A 19,496-nucleotide genomic window follows, 5' to 3' on the forward strand; every position below is an offset into this window, starting at 1 on the left:
GCTGGGCGGGAGCCGAACTCCCGCCCAGCACGGCCCACCCGCCACCTCCGTAGGTCGCCACGACAAGGAGACCCCATCCCATGACCAGCACCGTCCCCGCCTCCACCGACTCCCGCTCGGGCAACCTCGCCCGCATTCTCACCGAGCGGCCCCGCGCCTGGGACGATCGCCCGGCGGTCCTGCTGGAGGACGACGTGCTCAGCTACGCCGAGCTGGACACCGCCGCCGCACGCGCCGCCGCCTGGCTACGGGACCTAGGGGTGCGGCCAGGTGACCGGGTGGCGCTGATGCTGCCCAACACCCTTGAATTCCCGGTGCTCTACCACGGCATCCTGCGGGCCGGCGCGGTGGTCGTGCCGATGAACCCGCTGCTGCGGGAACGCGAGATCACCTACTATCTGTCCGACTCGGGAGCGGCCGTGGCGTTCGTCTGCGAGTCAGCCGCGCCCGAAGCCCGCACCGCCGCCGCGACCGCCGGCAGCACGGTGGTGATCGTCGACTCCGCCCACTTCGCCGCCGCGCTGGCTGAGCACCCGCCGGAGCCTGCGGTCGTCCCGCGTGAGGGTGGCGACACCGCCGTCATCCTGTACACCTCCGGAACCACCGGACAGCCCAAGGGTGCCGAGTTGACGCACGCCAACCTGGCCCGCAACACCGGGGAGTCGGCGGAGCTGTTCGGCCTGCGAGCGGGTGACGTGGTCTTCGGCGGTCTGCCGCTGTTCCACACTTTCGGCCAGACCTGCAGCATGAACGGCGCACTGGCCTCGGGCGCTGCCCTGGCCCTGCTGCCCCGGTTCACCCCGGCCGCGGCACTGGACCTGCTGCGCGAGCGTCGCGTCACCCACATGGTCGGTGTACCCACCATGTACACCGCGCTGCTGAACCATTCGGACCACGGCGCGGACCTGGACGCGTTGCGGATGTGCGTCTCCGGCGGGGCGTCACTGCCGGTCGAGGTGCTGCACGGCTTCGAGCAGGCCTTCGGCTGCGTGGTGGTCGAGGGGTACGGCCTCACCGAGACCTCTCCCGTCGCCGCGTTCAACCATCCCGACCGGCCGCGCAAGCCCGGCTCCGTGGGTACGCCCATCAACGGCGTGGAACTGCGGTTGGTCGACGACACAATGGCCGACGTCACCGAGGGCACGGTGGGCGAGATCGTCGTCCGCGGGCACAACGTCATGAAGGGCTACTGGCACCGTCCGGAGGCCACCGCCGAGGCGGTCGTGGACGGGTGGTTCCGCACCGGCGATCTGGCCCGCCGCGACGACGACGGCTACTACTTCATCGTGGACCGGCGCAAGGACCTGATCATCCGCGGCGGGTACAACGTCTACCCGCGCGAGGTGGAAGAGGTGCTGTACGAGCATCCTGCGGTCGCCGAGGCCGCCGTGGTCGGCGTGCCGCACGCCCTGCACGGTGAGGAGGTCGCCGCGGCGGTGGCGCTGAAGCCGGGCGCCACGGCCACCGCGGACGAACTGCGTGAACACGTCCGCTCCCGGGTCGCGCCCTACAAGTACCCTCGCACGATATGGCTGGTGGACGCCCTGCCCAAGGGCCCCACCGGCAAGATACTCAAGCGGGAGATCAAGCCCCCGTCGGACCGATAGCCACTGAGGCAACACCGCAGGGGCCGTGGCCCACGTCCTCCAGTCGCGTCGGTCTGACGGATGCGTCAGCGGGTCCGTTCGGCGCGGGGCGGGTTCCAGGTGCCGTCGAGGATGGCCTGCTGGGGTCAGTAGGCGCGAATGTAGGGGGAGAAGTCGTCGCCAGGGGCCGGGAGCCAGTTGCTCAGGGGAGTGCCCTCGGGCTGGGCATGGCTGACATGGAAGGTCAGCGCCCCGTCGTCGCCGCGGACGATGTCGGTGTCGGTGTCGGTGAAGAGGTATGTCGTCTCCTGCGGTGCGTTCTCGAACATCTTGGAGCGGGCCGGCGCGGTGCGGTCTGGTAATCGGTGCCGAAGGCGGAGTTGTTCTTCGGTGAGAACCAGTTGTTCCCGGCCGGAGGGCCGTTGAACTCCCAGCGCAGCAGTGGAGCGATGACCTCGGTCTCGGTCCGGCGGGCGACATCCAGGAGGGCCTGCCTGACATCGGGCGAGCCTTCGGCGGCGATCATGAGAGCGCGGAACTGTTCGTACATGGCTTCTTCGCCGGGCAGCGGGGGAACGGCGTCCAGGACCTGCGGGAGCTGATCGAAGAACGTGGCCGGGTCGACCCAGTGGACCTCGCCGTCGCCCGCCGGACCTTCGGGGACGGGGAAGGCCGGGACGTTGGCCCAGTCGTCCCGCTTCAGCGTGCCGTCGAACTGGTCCAGCGGGGATGTAGTCGGTCAGCATGCACACCCGGTTCACCGGTGCGTTGGGCAGCACTCCGCCCCGCAGGCCGGGCTCCGGCACCGACGTCAGCGCGGTCCTGCGGTTGATCATCGACACCATCGGCCAGCCCCACAGGTACGCGAACCGGCCCACTGTCTCCACGACACCCCGCGGCATGCGAGTCTCCGGCACGGGCCCACGAGTCTCGAACACCATGGCCACGGCCCTCGCGCTACGCGGAATCCGACCCCGTGCACGCTGGCGAATGCGGCCTGTACCGGCGAGCGGAGTTGGGCCACTGCGGCCGCCGCCGGAGGGACTCAGGGCGCCTCCGGAGATGGAGGCGAAGTCGATGGCGCGAGGGCGCCTGATCAGCATCTCGCCTGATCAGGCGCCCTTTCCCGGTCCTAGAAGAAGCCCAGCTTCTTCGGCGAGTACGAGACGAGCAGGTTCTTCGTCTGCTGGTAGTGCTCCAGCATCATCTTGTGGGTCTCGCGGCCGATGCCCGACTGCTTGTAGCCACCGAACGCGGCGTGCGCCGGATATGCGTGGTAGCAGTTCGTCCAGACGCGGCCGGCCTGGATGGAACGGCCCGCCCGGTAGGCGGTGTTGATGTCCCGCGTCCACACGCCTGCGCCGAGCCCGTACAGCGTGTCGTTCGCGATCTTGATGGCGTCGTCGAAGTCGTCGAACGAGGTCACCGAGACGACCGGGCCGAAGATCTCCTCCTGGAAGATCCGCATCCGGTTGTCGCCCTCGAAGATCGTCGGCTGGACGTAGTAGCCGCCCTTCAACTCGCCGTCGTGCTCGATGCGTTCACCGCCGGTGAGTACCTTCGCGCCCTCCTGCCGGCCGATGTCCAGGTAGGAGAGGATCTTCTCCAACTGGTCGTTGGACGCCTGCGCGCCGATCATCGTGTCCGTGTCGAGCGGGTTGCCGGGCTTGATGAGTTCGGTGCGGGCGACCGCCGCCTCCATGAACTCGCGGTAGTGGCCTCGCTGGACGAGCGCGCGCGAGGGGCACGTGCACACCTCGCCCTGGTTGAGCGCGAACATCGTGAAGCCTTCGAGCGCCTTGTCGCGGAAGTCGTCGTTCTGCGCCCACACGTCGTCGAAGAAGATGTTCGGCGACTTGCCGCCCAGCTCCAGCGTCACCGGCTTGATGTTCTCCGAGGCGTACTGCATGATCAGCCGCCCCGTGGTGGTCTCCCCCGTGAACGCGACCTTCGCGACCCGCGGGCTGGACGCCAGGGGCTTGCCCGCCTCCACACCGAAGCCGTTGACGATGTTCACCACACCCGGCGGGATCAGGTCCGCGATGAGGCTCATCCAGTAGTGGATGGACGCCGGAGTCTGCTCGGCCGGCTTGATGACGACCGCGTTGCCCGCCGCCAGGGCCGGCGCGAGCTTCCACACCGCCATCAGAATGGGGAAGTTCCACGGGATGATCTGCGCGACCACGCCCAGCGGCTCGTGGAAGTGGTACGCGACGGTGTCGTCGTCGACCTCGCCGAGCGAACCCTCCTGAGCGCGGATCGCCCCCGCGAAGTAGCGGAAGTGGTCGACGGCGAGCGGGATGTCGGCCGCCAGCGTCTCGCGGACCGGCTTGCCGTTCTCCCAGCTCTCCGCGATCGCCAGCTTCTCCAGGTTCGCCTCCATCCGGTCGGCGATCTTGAGCAGGATGTCGGAACGCGCGGTCACGGAGGTGCGCCCCCAGGCCGGTGCCGCCGCGTGGGCCGCGTCCAGTGCGCGTTCCACGTCCTCGGCGGTGCCTCGCGCGACCTCGGTGAACGGCTGCCCGTTCACCGGGCTCGGGTTCTCGAAGTACTGCCCGCGAGCCGGCGCCACGTACTCCCCGCCGATGAAGTGGTCGTACCGCGCCTGGTAGGAGACGATCGCGCCCTCGGTGCCGGGCGCCGCGTAACGGGTCATGCTGGTTGCCTCCCGGAGAAGCGCTGCCCGCCGTTGGGCAGCTCTCGCCGCGAGGCTAGAAACCCGGACGTTGCAACGACGTTGCGGGCCGCCGCCGCTCCTTCAGCGCGACCTCGGTCGCATCCGGCCCTCGCGCGGGGAGCGTGCCCATCCGGCCGGTGCGGCCTGTTCGGACTCCAGCTCCGCCACGCGCGCGTGGACGGCCGCAGCCGGACGCAGCGCCGACAGGGCCCGCCAGACGTCGAGATCGTCCTCGCCCCAGGGCGCACGGGCCCAGTCGGCCAGCAGGTCGGGGTCCCGCCGGGCGATGATCGCCGTGCGCAGCCCGTCGGCCAGCCGTCGCCGCAACCGCGTCACCGCCGGTGCCGTCGAACCCGGCAGCAGCGGCCCGGCGTACACCGCCGCGGCCGCCGTCACCGCGCCGCTGCCGAGCCGCCGCTCCAGCACCGCCACATCGGACTCGACGGGCCGGGTGAGCCGATAGGGGCGTGAGTCGAGCAACCCGGCGCCGAGGGTCCTGCGCAGCCGGGCCAGCTCCGCCCGCAGGGTCACCGGCGTCACCGACTCGTCCTCGTACAGCGCGCACTGCAGCTCGTCGCCCGTCAGCCCCTCCGGATGCCGGGCCAGCAGCACGAGGATCTCACTGTGTCTGCGGCTGAGCCTGATCTTCCTTCCGTCCGCGACCAGTTGGGCCTCGTCTCGCCCCAGCGCGGTCAGTTCGAGGGAGTCGGCCAGTGCCTGCGGCGGTGCGAGCAGCGCCAGATGGGCCTCGGCGGCCCGCGCCACCGCCTGTACGAAGGCGAGGCTGTGCGGATGCGCGAGCCCGTCCCCGCCGGTGATGTCCACCGCGCCGAGCACCCGCCCGGTGCGCGGATCGTGCACGGGTGCCGCCGCGCAGGTCCATGGCTGCACCCGCCGGATGAAGTGCTCGGCCGCGAACACCTGCACCGGACGGTCGACGGCGACCGCCGTACCCGGCGCGTTCGTCCCGACCGCGGCCTCCGACCACCGCGCACCCGGCACGAAGTTCATCCGCCCGGCCTGCCGCCGCGTCCCCGGATGACCCTCGACCCACAGAAGCCGGCCCTGCGCGTCGCACACTGCCAGCAGGTGTTCCCCGTCCGCGGCGAACGTCCCCATGAGCTCCCGGAACAGCGGCATCACCCGCGCCAGCGGATGCTCCGCCCGGTAGGAACCGAGCTCCCCGTCCGTGAGTTCCACCCTCGCGGTGCCGTCCGGGACGACGCCCGCCCGCGCCGAACGCCGCCACGACTCGGCCACCACGCCACGCACCGGCCGAGGCACCGTGCCCGCCTCGGTGAACGCCTCGTACGCGCGGCGCATCAGCCGAACCCGCTCGGCGGGATCGGCGCCCGGTTCCAGGGCCACCCAAGGATCGGTCAACTCTGCCTCCAGGAAGGCGATGCGACTGGGTCCCATCGTCACTCCCGGTGCGGGCTTGGACAACCCGTGTGACGCTCCCCTTCCGCTCGCTGCCTCGCGGCGTGCCGGTCCGGTCCCGCCCGGTCCGCCGCGAGGCCGCCCCTGGTCAGGCGAAGTTGACGAGCCGGATGTAGCGCGTCCAGTCCCAGTTCGGTCCGGGATCGGTGTGATCGGTGCCCGGCACCTCGTAGTGACCGAGGATGTGGGCGCGGTCCTTGGGGATCCCGTACTGGTCGCAGATCGTGGCGGTTAGCTTGGCCGACTCCTCGTAGAGCGCGTCGGTGAAGTAGGCGGGCCGGTCCACCCAGCCCTCGTGCTCGATGCCGATGCTTCGGGTGTTGTAGTCCCAGTTGCCCGCGTGCCAGGCGACGTCGCGCTCTCTCACGCACTGCGCGACATGGCCGTCGGCCGAGCGCACGAGGTAGTGCGCGGACACCTTCTTCCGCGGATTCTGGAAGATGGACAGGGTCGTGGCATACGTGGCCTGGGTGATGTGGATGATCACGTAGTCGAGGTCGTAGCTGTAGGGGCGGTCGGAGGCCGTGTAGTTGGAGCTGGTGGCCGGGTTCCACTCGGCGTCCGGATAGTCGACGGCCATCGCCGGCTGCGCCGTCGCCTTGACGTCGGGGAGCAGTGCGTAGGGGAGGGCCGCGAGGGCCGCGCCCTTGAGCAGCCGCCGTCGGGTGGGGAACGACCGTGCTCGTTCCATGGAGGGTTGGCCTTTCGTCGGTGGGGGGTGGGGCCGTGACTCCGCAGCCCGGAGCCGACCGGTCGACGCGGGTTGCGGAGCGGCGGAGTACCGGCTCAGGCTCTGGCGCGCGTGAAACGCGCCATCAGTGCCGGAGTGCCGCGGCCGTCTCCCGCAGTCGGGCATGAAGTCCGCGATGCGTCTCCCGCGCGGGCAGCCATTCCTTGCGCAGCTTGGCGACGCACGTGTAGTTGGTGTCGCAGACGTTCGCGACGGGAGACTCGACCGTCTGCGTCGCGAACTGGTACGCGTCCAGTTCGCTGAACCCGTAGTCGCGCACCAGCCACTGCACCAGGTCGAGCTGGGATATCCGGAAGGCGTCCTCCAGCGGGCGTGCCGAGCCCGTCGAGATGATGTGGGTGTCGGACTCGATGCGCGGCCAAGGTGTGGCGACTCCCTTGAGGAGTTCGACGATCACCACCGTGTTCATCGCGCACTCCACGGCGACTCCGCAGGTCTCGCCCTCACCCTGCCGCGCGTGCCCGTCGCCGAGGCTGAGGAGGGCGCCTTCGACGTTCACCCCGAGGTAGCAGGTGACCCCCGCGCGCATCTCCGGTGTGTCCATGTTCCCGCCGTGCGCGTCGGGCACCAGGGCGGAGCGGACCTCCAGGTTCGCCGGCGCCACGCCCACGGTGCCGTGCATCGGGTCCATCGGCAGTTCGACCTGGATGTCGCTGTCGCGCGCGCTGAACAGCGCGGTCCGCCGTTCCCGGTCGAGCTGCCAGATCCAGACGGTCTCGGGCAGCGGTGGCTGAAGCGACGCGGTGGTGTGGGTGGAGGTCAGGGCGCCGAAGAGGGGGACCGTCGTCGATGCCGCCCAATCGCGGGCCGGCTCGATCGACACGAAGTGGACCGCGACCGTGTCACCCGGCTCCGCCCCCTCGACATGGAAGGGACCGGTCTGCGGATTGAGGAAGGGGAACTCGCAGACCTCGGAGACCAGGTCCTTCTCGGAGCGCACCCGCCCGGCGAAGCAGTCCTCGGTGTAGAGATCGAGCACCGTGCCCGGTGCGATGCGTGCCACGGGCGGCGCCCCGCCGAACGTCCAGGCGAACTCGTCCGGCGTGGGGCGCACGGTCAGGATCCGGGGGTCGCTCATGACTGCACAACTCCGCTCTGCGAAGGGGCGGTGGTCGAGGTCTCGTCGAGGTGGACACGGGCGGTCTCGGCTATGCGCCCGGGGTGGCGGCGCAGCAGGAAGATCAATATCACGACACCGGCCGACATCCAGACACCCACGACCGGTCCGGCGTACGACACGGGCGGGGTCAGCTCGGTCACGAAGTCGAAGACCGGCAGACCCGCGGCCGTCAGCAGGGCGGGAACGAAGGCGACGATGCCCAGCAGCGGGAACACCAGATGGCGCACCGGCTTGAGCAACTCGCGTCTGCGGCGCAGGAAGTAGCCCGCGCAGGCGAGGTCGACCACGATGTACACGCCGATCACCACGGTGACGATCACGGTCGCGAGCAGCAGGAACGCGGTCACCGGGTCGTACGCGAATCCGAGCCCCAGCATCACCGCCACGCTCACGGCGCACTGCACGGCCACCCCGGCCACGGGCGAGCGGTGTCTGGGGTGCACACGCGCGAAGAGCGCGGGAAAGACACGGATCCGCGCCAGGGCGAACGCCGTCCGGGTGGAGACGGTGGCACACGCGTTGGCGTTGGCGATCGTCGAGTTGACCACCGCGAGGAAGACGAGCACCCAGAACAGGCCGAACGAGGCGCGAGCCACGCCTTCCCACGATGCGGTGCCGGAGGCCCCGAACCCGGCGAACTTGTCGGGGCCGAAGTACACCGACATGGCGTACGTCGTCAGGACGTAGACGAGGCCGATGGCGAGTGCCGCGCCGAGGACGGCCCGGTGCATCGTGCGGCGCGGGTCCTTGGTCTCCTCGGCCAGCGGCGCCGCCGCCTCGAACCCGGCGAAGGCGAGCACCGTGTACACCGATCCGGCGAACACGCCGCTGATCCCGTCGTAGCCCTGGGCGGTGTGGGACGTCCCGAACACCGACAGCGTGTTGTCGCCGCCGGCCTTGGCGATCAGCCAGACTGCGAACACGAGGAAGACCAGCACCTCGAACACGCCGAGGACGGTTCCGAAGCGGGCCGAGGCGCGCACTCCCAGGTAGCCCGCCAGGCCGATGACCACAGCGCCCGCGAGCGACCAGGGCCACCAGAGGTCGTCAGGGTACGAGGACCACTCCTGGTGCAGTGTGCCGGCCGTGGTGAACCCGAGCTGGAGAAGGAGCAGGGGCGGCACCAACGCTTCGACGAACACATAGCCCCAGCCCACGAGGAACCCGACGGACGGATGCAGCCCTTGCGCGGTGTAGGTGGCCACCGATCCCGCGGCGGGCATCTCGCGCGCCAGCTCTGCCACGCACGACGCGGTGAACAGACAGGCCACCAGTGCGATCAGCACGGAGAGCGGCAGACTGCCGCCCGCGAACGCCGCTCCCGACGGGATGGACGCGGCGACGGCAGCCGCCGGCGCCATCGCGGTGATGCTCTGGAACAGGACCTCGCGCAGGCCGATCGCCTCGCGCCGCAGACCCGGAACTGCCTCCTCCGACATCAGAATCCCCCGATCCGACCGGAACCCAGCCCCCGCCATGACGGCTGCGCCTCGCGTGAATTACGGTACGGCGCTTGCCGGTTGGGCAGGAAGGGGCAGACGCGAGTCCGTGGACGGCCGGTGGATTGTGGACAACGCGATCACCCGCACGGGGGAAGCCGGTCCCTCGACCGGGGTTCGCCCGGCGCCTCGGCGGCGTCCGCCTGGCGGTCCGCCGGCGTACCGCCTACGACCAGCACGCCGATGTACCGCCTACGACCAACACGCCGACGTATCGCCTACGAGCGGCCCGCCACCACCGCCGGGTCGTCCAGCACCGCGCGCACCACCGAATGCGCCGCGCCGAGCAGCGGCCCCTCGGATCCGAGACGGGAAACGGACACGGGGCAGGCGGGACCCGCCGTGCGCCGAGCCAACTCGTCCTCCAGCGAGGGGAGCAGCCAGGGCGCCAGCCCGGCGAGCGCACCGCCCAGCACGACGGTCTCCGGGTCCAGCAGGTTGACCGCCCCGGTCAGGGCGATGCCGAGCGCGGTGCCGGCGTCGCGCAGAGCACGGCGTACGTCCGGATCGCCGTCCGCCGCCCGCCGGGACAGCAGCCCGACCCGGTCCTCGCCCGGTTCGAGACCTGCGGCACGCAGCACGGCCTCCTCGCCCGCGTACTGTTCGAGGCACCCGCGTCCGCCGCACGGGCACTCCGGACCCTCCGGACGCACCGGAACGTGCCCCAGCTCGCCCGCGAACCCGCGGGTCCCGCGCAGGAGCTGCCCGTCCACGAGCACCGCGGCACCGATGCCGATCTCGGCGGACACGTGCAGGAAGTCCCGAGGGGTCGCGTCGCCGAGCCAGAGTTCGGCGAGCGCGCCGAAGTTCGCTTCGTTGCCCACGGTCAAGGGCCACTCGTCGGGCAGGAGTTCACCGAGGTCCGTGTCGTGCCAGTCGAGGTTCGGCGCCCGGACCACGGTCCGGGCGTCACGGGCCACGAGTCCGGGCACGGCGACGGCCAGGCCGGCGGGCCACAGCCCTTCCTGGTCGGCTTCGGCGACGACCCTGCGTATCAGTGCCGTCAGTTCCTGGATCACGGGTCCGGCGGCCCGGCCGCGGTTGGTGCCGTGCCGCACGGCACGGGCCCGCACGGCGCCACGGAGATCGACCGCGCACACCGCGAGATGGTCGACGCCCACCTCCGCGCCGATCCCGGCGGGGCCGTGCCCGCTGACCGCGAGCGCCGAGCCCGGACGTCCCACCCTTCCGGGCCGCTCGGGTCCCAGTTCTTCGAGCAGCCCCGTGCGGATCAGCTCGTCCACCAGCGTGGACACGGCCGCCCGGGTCAGACCGATGTGGGAGGCGACGGCGGCGCGCGACAACGGGCCCTCGTCGCCGACGGTGTGCATGACCCGGGCGAGGTTGCGGCGGCGCATGCCCTGCTGGGTGTCGGGCAGTCGCCGGCCGGGACCGGTCGGATGGGCCTCGTGCAGCGGTGCGGTCATGCTTCCGTCAGTCCTCGTCCGGCCGTCCCGTCGGCCTGTCTCGGTGCGGGTCCCCACCCGGCGGTCCCGCTTCGGGCGGGCCACCGGACGGCCCCGGCCGGTGCGGCTCACGCGCGAGGGGACGCACACGTGAGAGCCGGTCACGCCGGGACGGCACGCCTGGTCCTGGTCAGTTCCTGTTCGGCTCCCGTTCGAGCAGTGGGGCCGCGTCGGAGAGTACCCCGGTGATCCGCGCGAGCGTCTCCTCGTCCCGTTCCACGGCCTCGAACACCGGCCCGCGGGCGGTGTCCCAGCGCCGGGCCACCGCCGCCGGGTCCTCGCCCGTCAGCAGGCCGGCCGCCTGAGCGGCGGCACCGAGCGCGACCAGTTCCCTGGCCTCGGGTACCTGCACGGGCCGGCCCGAGAGCCGTCGTACGGTCTGCTGCCAGGCCTTGCCCCGCGCCCCGCCGCCGATCAGGAGCAACGGCGTCGAACGGTCGGCGTCCGCGTCGAGCACGAGGTCGAGGGCGCCCAGCAGGGAGTGCACGGCGCCGTCGTAGGCGGCCTGGAGCAGCTGCCCGCCCGTCGTGTCATGCCTGAGCCCGTGCAGCAGCCCCGAGGCGTGCGGCAGGTTCGGTGTGCGCTCGCCGTCCAGATACGGGAGGAACGTCACCGAGGAGCCGGGTTCGACGGCCTCGCGGTCGAGCCCGAGCAGCGCGGCGAACCGGTCGACGGCCAGCGTGCAGTTCAGCGTGCACGCCAGCGGGAGCCAGTCACCGCGCGCGTCGGCGAATCCCGCCACCGTGCCGGTCGGGTCGGCCGGGCGGTGTGTGGAGACGGCATACACGGTGCCCGAGGTGCCGAGGCTGACGACCGGGGTGCCGGGGCGCAGCCCGAGGCCGAGCGCGGCCGCCGCGTTGTCACCGGTTCCGGCCGCGACCAGCGTGCCCCGGGAGAAGGGCAGCTCACCCCTGGCGTGCACGGTCCCGGCCACTTCGCCCGGCCGGGCGACGCGGGGGAGCAGGGCCGGGTCGAGCCCGATGTGCGCGAGCACCTCCTCGTCGTACGCCTCGCTCCCGGAAGCCCACCACCCGGTGCCCGACGCGTCTCCGCGGTCGGTGGTGCCCAGCCCGGTGAGCCGTTCGGTGAGGTAGTCGTGGGGCAGCCGGACCGCCGCCGTGGCCCGGACGGCCTCGGGCTCGTGCTCGGCCAGCCAGGCCCACTTGGTGGCCGTGAAGGACGCGGCCGGCACGCTGCCGGTCCGTTCCGCCCAGGCCTTCGGGCCGCCGAGCTCCTCGACCAGCCGACGCGCCTGCGGCGCCGAGCGCACGTCGTTCCACAGCAGCGCGGGCCGTACGGGCTCGCCGTGGGCGTCGAGCGTCACGAGCCCGTGCTGCTGCCCGCCGATCGACACCGCGGCGGCCTCATGCGCGGCGTCACCGCACTGGCGCAGCGCTTCGCAGAGCGCGTCCCACCACTGACGGGGGTCGCTCTCGCGGCCCTCCCCGGTGGAGACGGTGTGCGGCGCCTGGCCGCTCGCCACCACCTGTCCGGTCGACGCGTCGACGACCAGTGCCTTCGTCGACTGGGTGGACGAGTCCACCCCGATGACGAGCGGACCCTCGGCTGCTGACATCGGACTCTCCCTCTTCCGCGGCTCCGCGGGATCTGTGCTGGTCACAGCATTCATGCAGGTCACAGGCGTGTCCGGACCGCCACGGCCCGGATCCCACGGTTCGTCCCCGGACCGATGTGACCAGGTTTCCTACTTCGTCTCTTCCCAGAGGTGCGTCCGCATACTAATTTGTAAACCGCCATGACGAAATAGTCGGAGCTAGCAAGGAGCCGCGGCATGAACTACCAGCCCACCCCCGAGGACAGGTTCACCTTCGGCCTGTGGACCGTCGGCTGGCAGGGACGGGACCCGTTCGGCGACGCCACCCGGCGCGCCCTGGACCCGGTCGAGTCCGTACAGCGTCTGGCCGAGCTCGGCGCCTACGGAGTGACCTTCCACGACGACGACCTGATCCCCTTCGGGTCCTCGGACAGCGAGCGCGAGTCGCACATCAAGCGGTTCAGGCAGACCCTGGACGCCACCGGCCTCAAGGTGCCGATGGCCACCACCAACCTGTTCACGCACCCCGTCTTCAAGGACGGCGCGTTCACCGCGAACGACCGTGACGTGCGCCGCTACGCGCTGCGCAAGACCGTCCGGAACATCGACCTGGCGGTCGAGCTCGGTGCCGAGACCTACGTCGCCTGGGGTGGCCGCGAGGGAGCCGAGTCCGGCGCTGCCAAGGACGTGCGCGTCGCCCTCGACCGCATGAAGGAGGCGTTCGACCTCCTCGGCGAGTACGTGACCTCGCAGGGTTACGACCTGAAGTTCGCGATCGAGCCCAAGCCGAACGAGCCCCGCGGCGACATCCTGCTCCCCACCGTCGGCCACGCCCTCGCCTTCATCGAGCGCCTGGAGCGTCCGGAGCTGTACGGCGTCAACCCCGAGGTCGGTCACGAGCAGATGGCCGGACTCAACTTCCCGCACGGCATCGCGCAGGCACTGTGGGCGGGCAAGCTCTTCCACATCGACCTCAACGGCCAGTCGGGCATCAAGTACGACCAGGACCTGCGCTTCGGCGCCGGCGATCTGCGGTCCGCCTTCTGGCTGGTCGACCTCCTGGAGAGCGCCGGTTACGCGGGCCCGAAGCACTTCGACTTCAAGCCGCCGCGGACCGAGGACTTCGACGGCGTCTGGGCGTCGGCCGAGGGCTGCATGCGCAACTACCTGATCCTGCGCGAGCGCGCGGCGGCGTTCCGTGCCGACCCCGAGGTCCAGGCGGCCCTGCGCACCTCGCGTCTGCACGAGCTCGCGCAGCCCACCGCCGAGGACGGCCTCGCGGGTCTGCTCGCCGACCGTGCCGCCTTCGAGGACTTCGACGTCGAGGCCGCGGCCGCGCGTGGCATGGCCTTCGAGCAGCTCGACCAGCTCGCGATGGACCACCTCCTGGGCGCGCGCGGCTGACCGGACCGCTCCAGAGGGGACGGACCCACACCCGGCGGGTCCGTCCGCCGTTGTGGCTGATCTTCGTGGGGAAAGTACAGGAATCATGCGATCCATGGCATGAGTCCGTATCAACTTCCGCACAAGGGTCGCGCGGTGACCGGATTCGAGGCGACTCTTGACGGTATGGCCATGCCGCCCGAACCGCCTCAGCCGCCACGGTCGCAGGGAGACACACGCCCTTTTGGGGGTGATGCCCAAAATCCGCGTTCGGGTGGCTACGGTCCTCCGTCGTCCGGGGGGTACGGTCCGCCGTCGTCGGGTGGCTACGGTCCTCCGCCGTCCGGCGGTTACGGCCCTCCACCGGGCGGCTTCGGTCCGCCTCCGGACGGTTTCGGTCCACCTCCGGGAGGCGACGGCCCGCCTTCCGGCGACTACGGCTCGCCGGCGCAAGGGGGCGGCATGCCGCCCGGGCGGAGCGGCGGTGGATGGCCGCCGCCTCCGCCCCCCGGACCTCCGCCGGGACCACCCCCCGGGCCCGGCGGCCACCGCGGAGGGAGGCGTCGCAACAGCCTGCTCCTCGTCGTCGCGGTGATCGTCGGGGTCGCCGTCATCGTCGCCGTGGCCGTGGCGGCCATGGGCGGCGGAGGTGACGGCAAGAAGTCACCCGCCGGGAGCACCGGCAGCACAGGGCGGTCGCCGGGTCCCTCGCTGAGCCTTCCGTCGGGATTTCCGTCGCTCCCGTCGAGCCTGCCGAGCGTCGTGCCGTCGCTGCCCTCGGACCTGCCCACCGGGCTGGTACCCAGCGACCTGCGGTCCCTCTTCCCGTCCCTCGCGGACGACGAGGTGCCCTACTACTCGCTCCGGAAGGGCGACTGTTTCGACACGGACGACGCCCAGCCTGGGCAGGCCTCCAAGCGCGCGTGCACCCGGCCGCACGACGCCGAGGTCGTGACGGTCACCGAGCTCAACGGCACGTACACGACGGAGGCGGCCCTCAAGAAGGCCGCCTCCGCGCTGTGCAAGGCTCCGCTGGAGCGAAAGGCGGCGAACCAGACGGCCGGCACCGTGCGCCAGACTCTCGTGCAGTACCCGGACACCGGAAGCTACGAGACCGGCATCGACAAGGTCGCGTGCAGCCTGGCCGCGGAGGTCGGCAAGGGCGCCCACAAACTCACCGGGCCGCTGAAGTGAGCGGCACGCGTGCGTGGCTGCCGTACGTCGCCCACGCACGCGTGCCGCTGCGAGGTGTCCGGGATCAGATCCCGCGCGGGAGCCGCACGTAGGTGACGGTCGTCTCGACCCCGCTGTCCACGAGCCGCCCCTCCGCGTCGAAGGCACCCGTCCCGTCCGTCATCCCGAAGTCGTTGTCGTTGATGAGCGCGACGGTGTCGTGATCCACGCGCGCGACACCCTCGATCTTGCCGGGCACCCCGGCGACGGTACCGAGGTCGACGACCAGACGCTTCGCGAGCACCGGAACGCCGGCCGACGCCGGGTCGTCCAGCTGCTCGAGCGAGGGAGACGTGGTGTCGCTGTCGTACGGGCCCCCGAGGATGTTCGCGCTCCGCGTGAGCCGCACCGACTGCAGACGGGCCGCCTTGTCGGTGCGCTCCTCCACGAGCAGCCGGTCGCCGCCGACGGCCACCACGGAGGAGATCTTCAGCTCGGAGGTGTCGTCCTCGCCCGGGTCGACCACGTCGACCGGGTCGAAGCGGTACGCGTACTCGGCGGTCACGGCCTGCTTCCTGGGGGAGAAGCGCAGCAGCCGCGTGGTGCGCGAGGCGTCACCCGCGGCCGCGTCCGGCAGCGAGAGGGGGCTCTGCAACGCCATCACCAGATCACCGTCGGGGAGCAGGGCGAGCCCTTCGAGACCGCGGTTGGTCTTGCGGTGGAGCAGAACGGCGGGCAGTGTCTCGACGACCGGGTAGTCCGCACCGGTCAGCTTCAGGCCCTTGGGGACATAGCGCGCGATGACCTTCCCGCGCGCGGAGACGTGGACCAGCGACGGGCTGTACTCGTCGGCGAGCCAGAAGGAGCCGTCCTTCGCCCGCACGATGCCCTCGGTGTCCAGGCCGTTCGCGTCGTACGGGAGGGAGGTCTTCGCGTTGTAGGTATACGGCGCCTCGTCGCGTCCGGCCTGGTTGGGCAGGCCGGTGACCGGCTTCCCGGAGGACGTGGTGATCGGGATCGAGTCGACCACCTTCACGGTGTCACCGCACACCCGGATCTTCACGATCGCCGGGTCGAAACCCGGAACCGGGAACGTCCGCCGCTTGGTGCCGTCGACCTTGATCTGGCCGTTGGGGCCCCGGTCGGTGACCGTCCAGAACTCGCCCTTGCGGCCGGTCGGGTAGATGTCGCTGCCGATGCCGCCGAGATCGACACCACGGTCGTCGTCCACCGTGCCGGGCAGCAGCGCGTTGCTGAACGGGCCGAGCGGGATGTCCCCGAGAGTCGCGGTGTGCGTCACGCGCGGTTGCGCCGGTCCGGACGTCGCGTCCGCGGTGCCGACCGACACGAAGGCGGCCAGCACGGCGAGCGGCACGCCCAGGGCGACGGAGCGGTGAGTGTGCTGCTTGCCGGCGACATGCGCGGACATCAGGCCTCCTGAGTAACAAGTTCGTTGACAGCGGCCAGAGTTGGCCCCGGCATCGAACGGTTCGCGACGTGAGGGTGAACGCCGTGCGTCAGAAAGTCGTCGGGTCTCCCTCGCGGGTCGCGAAGGCGGTCTCAGGGTTGGGTAGGGGACAAGGGTCAGGGGCGGATCAGGGTCGCGGTCAGGAACCGTGGGGCGCGGGGACCCGTTCTCAGGACAGAGAGCGGCAGCAGCCGCGGAGGAGGCGACACATGTCGAAGAACGCGAAGATCGCCGCAGGAGGTGTGGCGGTCGGCCTGATTCTGTGGATCTGGCTGCCCTGGTGGGCCGCCTTCCTGATCGTGCTGGGAGTTCCGGCGGCCGCGTATCTGGCGCTGGACCCCTCGCAGCGGCGCAGGCTGCGCCGTGTCACCCGCAAGGAGCTCGGCCGCTGAGGAGTGACCGCCCGACGGCGAGCCGCGCGTCGGGCGCCCCTCCGCTCACCGCGGACGGTGAGCGGAGGAACCGGCGCGACGGACGCGGGGGCGGGCGTCGCGTCGCCGCGAGTCCGCGTGACGCGGCCGTTCAGCTCGGGCGGACCGCCATCTTGTCCAGGGCTTCCAGGAGGCCGGGCAGTTCCGGCCCGCGGCCGATGGGCAGGACCTCGCCGGGTTCGTCGTCGAGCAGGACGAAGGCGATGTCGTCGGTCCTGGCGACGAGCGACCAGCCGGGACCGTCGGCGCGCAGGGTGCGCGCGTCGCCGGTGGCGAAGGACGAGCGGACACGGCCCAGCGGGGGCGGTGTGTCCACGTACGAGCGGGCCTCGGCGAGAACGCGACGGATCCCGGCGCGGTTCAGGCTCTTGACGGCCGTGCCCTGCTTCTCGTCGTCGTTCTGCGAGTCCTGAGCGCCCTGAGCGTCCTCGGCATCGCCAGGGGCGCCGTCGGCACCCTCCGAGGGTGCGAACTCGCTGTCGTCGATCTGATCGCGCCACATGGCCCACTGGAGCGCGATCTCGTCGGCGCCGAGACGTCGCTGGGCGGGTCCCCAGGCGGTGGTGTCCGGCGGGCTGAGCGGCGGCCGCTCCGTCAGGTCGTCCGACGGATCGTGCGGAGCCGGCACCCCGGGGGCCGAGACCGCGACCTCGAGAGGCCAGCCGGGCAGCGCGGCGACGACCGTCCTCTCGTCCGGCGACAGCTCGTGCTCCATCCCGCAGTCCCAGGACGCGATGGCGACGGCGACCAGGGAGACGTCGTCGATGACGACGGTCCAGCGGGCACCCTCCCCGTCCTGGCCCAGCACCAGCCCGTACCCCTCCGCGAGCGGCGCGAGGTCGAGCGTCGCGCAGGCCTCCGGGTAGTCGTCACCGAGCACGCTGGGGAACTTCGCCGGCGTCAGCAGCACCGCCGTCAGCACATACAGCGCGTCGTCGTCCCCGGTGGCGACGGCGTCTTCGTCCGTCCCGGCCATTCCAGCCTCCCGATCGCTCCATCTGTCGGCGCACCCTAAGCGACGGGAAGGCGCTTGTCACGAGCCCGAAACCCGTGCGGAGCTGCAGCTATCCGGCTGGACAGGGGCGAAACGCCCTCACGAGCCCGAAGGTGAGGCCGCGGGCAGTCCGAGCAGGGCGCGGGCGACCGCCTGCGGCGACTCGTCACGTTCGCGGGCGAGAGCGACAACAGCCCGGCAGGCCAGCTCGTTGACCCCGAACGACAGGGCTTCCGGCGACACCCAGGCGGCCGCCTCGTCGATCCGCTCCTGGTCGTCCTCCGCGCACGCCGCCACGTACACCGCGGCCGCCTCGAACAGGTTGTATGTGCGCTTTCTCTCTTTCCCGGCCGTCTCCCGCGCGCGCCCCTCGGTCCCCTCGGATGTGGTCCTGCGTCCGATCGAGCGGAGCCTGCCGAACATGCTGGACATCCGGTCACCATCCCCTGCGTGATCGCCGATCGTGCGGTTGCTGCTACTCAACGTAGAGATGGAGTTGCGGCGGCAGAAGGGGGGCGACCCGGTTAAGCCGGATCTCGCGTCAGTCGCCCGCCGCGTCGAGGGAGTCGAGGGTGGTCCGCAGCCAGGTCAGTTCCGCCTGGCTGGTGGCCCGCGCGATGGTCAGGATGCCGCGCCGGAAGGGGTCGTCCAGCTCCTCGGCCCGGAGCGGCCGGTCACCGTCGTAGAAGAAGCTCGCGGGCTCCTCCAGGAAGGCCAGCCTGCGGCGCAGCACGGCGGCCTGTGCCCCGGGGTCCGGCAGGTGTCTGAGGAAGGCGAGCACCGCGAACCAGCGGTTCTCGTCGGTGATGTCCCGTCGCGCCGGCTCCGCGAGCCGGCGGCGCAGCTCGCGCCCGCCCTCTTCGGTGAGTGTCAGGACGTGACGAGGGGCGGCGACCGACCCGGGCTGTGTGGCCCGTTCCAGGAGTCGCGCGTTCTCCAGTCGCTTGATCGCGGGATAGAGCGTGCTCTCCGCCACCGGCTTCACATGTCCCGTCAGCGCGGTGATCCGCTTGCGCAGCTCGTAGCCGTGCAACGGGGCGTCGTACAGAAATCCGAGGATGGCCAGCTCCAGCATGTCCCCATTCTGTCGCACTGACGCTGTACATCGATCCAGCAATACATCGGAACCGATGTATGCTCCTCGGGCTGTGGGAAACGAAGGACCGACGACAGGGGAGAGCGCTGTGCGGCAGGCGGAGTTCGACGGCAGGGGAAGCATGATCCGCTGGACGGAGACGGAGGGTGGTGGACCCGCGCGCGTGTACGTGCACGGCCTGGGATCGGTCTCGACGGTCTACAACGCCCACATCGCGGCCCGGCCCGAACCGGCGGGCCGCCGCACCCTGTTCGTCGACCTGCCGGGCCACGGCATCAGTGACCGGCCCGCGGACTTCGGTTACACACTGGAGGACCACGCCTCCGCTCTGGCGGCGGTCCTCGACGCGGCGCATGTCGCAGGGGCGGAACTCGTCGCGCACAGCATGGGCGGATCGGTCGCCATCGTGCTCGCCCATCGCCGCCCCGAACTCGTCTCGCGGCTCGTCCTCGTGGAGGCCAACCTCGATCCACGGCCTCCGACCACGGCGGGCAGCAGCGGAATCGCCTCCTATGAGGAGGACGACTATGTCGAGAACGGCGGCCACGCGCGCGTGCTCGAAAAGGTCGGCCCCCTCTGGGCCGCGACCATGCGTCTGGCCGACCCCCGCGCCCTGCACCGCACGGCGACAGGACTCGCCCGGGGAACCACTCCGACGATGCGTCAGATGCTCGTAGGCCTGACAACGGAACGCCTGTACCTTCAGGGCGAGCTCAGTGGCGAACTCCCGGGCGCCGACGGCCTGGAGGCGGCCGGGGTGCGTGTCGTGAACGTTCCGGGTGCCGGACACAACATCATGTTCGACAACCCCGACGCGTTCGCAGCGGCCGTCGCCGGTACGGCCTGACGGCCGATCA

General features: G+C 71.2%; 17 protein-coding genes. 5 read left to right on the forward strand and 12 right to left on the reverse strand.

Annotated features, from left to right (window positions below):
• Positions 1 to 80 precede the first annotated feature (80 nt).
• Positions 81 to 1,607, forward strand: a complete 1,527-nt coding sequence (locus ACFYYF_RS10255; protein ID WP_388773401.1) for a long-chain fatty acid--CoA ligase — start codon at positions 81 to 83, stop codon at positions 1,605 to 1,607.
• A 125-nt stretch (positions 1,608 to 1,732) separates the two neighbouring features.
• Here the strand turns inward: ACFYYF_RS10255 and ACFYYF_RS10260 are convergent, their stop codons facing one another.
• The 8 genes from ACFYYF_RS10260 to xylB form a co-directional block, all read right to left on the reverse strand.
• Positions 1,733 to 1,915, reverse strand: coding sequence for a DUF1214 domain-containing protein (locus ACFYYF_RS10260; RefSeq protein WP_388773404.1), 183 nt, complete (start codon positions 1,913 to 1,915; stop codon positions 1,733 to 1,735).
• An 803-nt stretch (positions 1,916 to 2,718) separates the two neighbouring features.
• A complete protein-coding gene (locus ACFYYF_RS10265; protein WP_365487420.1) occupies positions 2,719 to 4,242 on the reverse strand; it encodes an aldehyde dehydrogenase family protein in 1,524 nt (507 codons plus the stop codon).
• Between the two features lie 102 nt (positions 4,243 to 4,344).
• A complete protein-coding gene (locus ACFYYF_RS10270) occupies positions 4,345 to 5,682 on the reverse strand; it encodes a GAF domain-containing protein (RefSeq protein ID WP_388773408.1) in 1,338 nt (445 codons plus the stop codon).
• A 109-nt stretch (positions 5,683 to 5,791) separates the two neighbouring features.
• Positions 5,792 to 6,394 carry an N-acetylmuramoyl-L-alanine amidase gene (locus tag ACFYYF_RS10275; RefSeq protein ID WP_388773411.1) on the reverse strand — a complete coding sequence of 201 codons (603 nt, stop codon included), beginning with the start codon at positions 6,392 to 6,394 and terminating at the stop codon, positions 5,792 to 5,794.
• Positions 6,395 to 6,518: 124 nt separating this feature from the next.
• A complete protein-coding gene (locus tag ACFYYF_RS10280) occupies positions 6,519 to 7,532 on the reverse strand; it encodes an acetamidase/formamidase family protein (RefSeq protein ID WP_388773414.1) in 1,014 nt (337 codons plus the stop codon).
• Positions 7,529 to 9,013 (reverse strand): APC family permease, encoded by a 1,485-nt coding sequence (locus ACFYYF_RS10285; protein ID WP_388773417.1) that lies wholly within the window; start codon positions 9,011 to 9,013, stop codon positions 7,529 to 7,531. The genes ACFYYF_RS10280 and ACFYYF_RS10285 overlap by 4 nt, the downstream gene beginning before the upstream one ends.
• A 278-nt stretch (positions 9,014 to 9,291) precedes the next feature.
• Complete coding sequence (locus ACFYYF_RS10290) at positions 9,292 to 10,500, reverse strand: ROK family protein (RefSeq protein WP_388773419.1); 1,209 nt, start codon at positions 10,498 to 10,500, stop codon at positions 9,292 to 9,294.
• 169 nt (positions 10,501 to 10,669) lie between these two features.
• Positions 10,670 to 12,115: a xylulokinase gene (gene xylB, locus ACFYYF_RS10295; protein WP_388773421.1), complete on the reverse strand. Its 1,446-nt coding sequence runs from the start codon at positions 12,113 to 12,115 to the stop codon at positions 10,670 to 10,672.
• Between the two features lie 216 nt (positions 12,116 to 12,331).
• On the opposite strand from xylB, the gene xylA reads away from it, so the two are divergent.
• Complete coding sequence (gene xylA, locus ACFYYF_RS10300; RefSeq protein WP_388773425.1) at positions 12,332 to 13,498, forward strand: xylose isomerase; 1,167 nt, start codon at positions 12,332 to 12,334, stop codon at positions 13,496 to 13,498.
• A gap of 570 nt (positions 13,499 to 14,068) precedes the next feature.
• Complete coding sequence (locus ACFYYF_RS10305) at positions 14,069 to 14,671, forward strand: hypothetical protein (protein WP_388773428.1); 603 nt, start codon at positions 14,069 to 14,071, stop codon at positions 14,669 to 14,671.
• Positions 14,672 to 14,735: 64 nt separating this feature from the next.
• Here the strand turns inward: ACFYYF_RS10305 and ACFYYF_RS10310 are convergent, their stop codons facing one another.
• A complete protein-coding gene (locus ACFYYF_RS10310) occupies positions 14,736 to 16,079 on the reverse strand; it encodes an esterase-like activity of phytase family protein (RefSeq protein WP_388773431.1) in 1,344 nt (447 codons plus the stop codon).
• 248 nt (positions 16,080 to 16,327) lie between these two features.
• Here ACFYYF_RS10310 and ACFYYF_RS10315 point away from each other — a divergent pair, with 248 nt between their 5' ends.
• Complete coding sequence (locus ACFYYF_RS10315; RefSeq protein ID WP_103553378.1) at positions 16,328 to 16,510, forward strand: hypothetical protein; 183 nt, start codon at positions 16,328 to 16,330, stop codon at positions 16,508 to 16,510.
• A 130-nt stretch (positions 16,511 to 16,640) separates the two neighbouring features.
• On the opposite strand, the gene ACFYYF_RS10320 is transcribed toward ACFYYF_RS10315, so the two are convergent.
• From ACFYYF_RS10320 to ACFYYF_RS10330, 3 genes are all read right to left on the reverse strand, one after another.
• Positions 16,641 to 17,525: a hypothetical protein gene (locus tag ACFYYF_RS10320; protein WP_361681087.1), complete on the reverse strand. Its 885-nt coding sequence runs from the start codon at positions 17,523 to 17,525 to the stop codon at positions 16,641 to 16,643.
• 117 nt (positions 17,526 to 17,642) lie between these two features.
• Entirely contained in the window at positions 17,643 to 17,966 is a 324-nt protein-coding gene (locus ACFYYF_RS10325) for a hypothetical protein (RefSeq protein WP_361681195.1), read from the reverse strand.
• Positions 17,967 to 18,084: 118 nt separating this feature from the next.
• Entirely contained in the window at positions 18,085 to 18,618 is a 534-nt protein-coding gene (locus tag ACFYYF_RS10330) for a PadR family transcriptional regulator (protein WP_388773434.1), read from the reverse strand.
• A gap of 109 nt (positions 18,619 to 18,727) precedes the next feature.
• Here ACFYYF_RS10330 and ACFYYF_RS10335 point away from each other — a divergent pair, with 109 nt between their 5' ends.
• Positions 18,728 to 19,486 (forward strand): alpha/beta fold hydrolase, encoded by a 759-nt coding sequence (locus ACFYYF_RS10335; protein WP_388773437.1) that lies wholly within the window; start codon positions 18,728 to 18,730, stop codon positions 19,484 to 19,486.
• Positions 19,487 to 19,496: the final 10 nt, after the last annotated feature.

It is taken from the genome of Streptomyces sp. NPDC001914, assembly GCF_042891215.1.
Classification (GTDB): Bacteria; Actinomycetota; Actinomycetes; order Streptomycetales; family Streptomycetaceae; genus Streptomyces.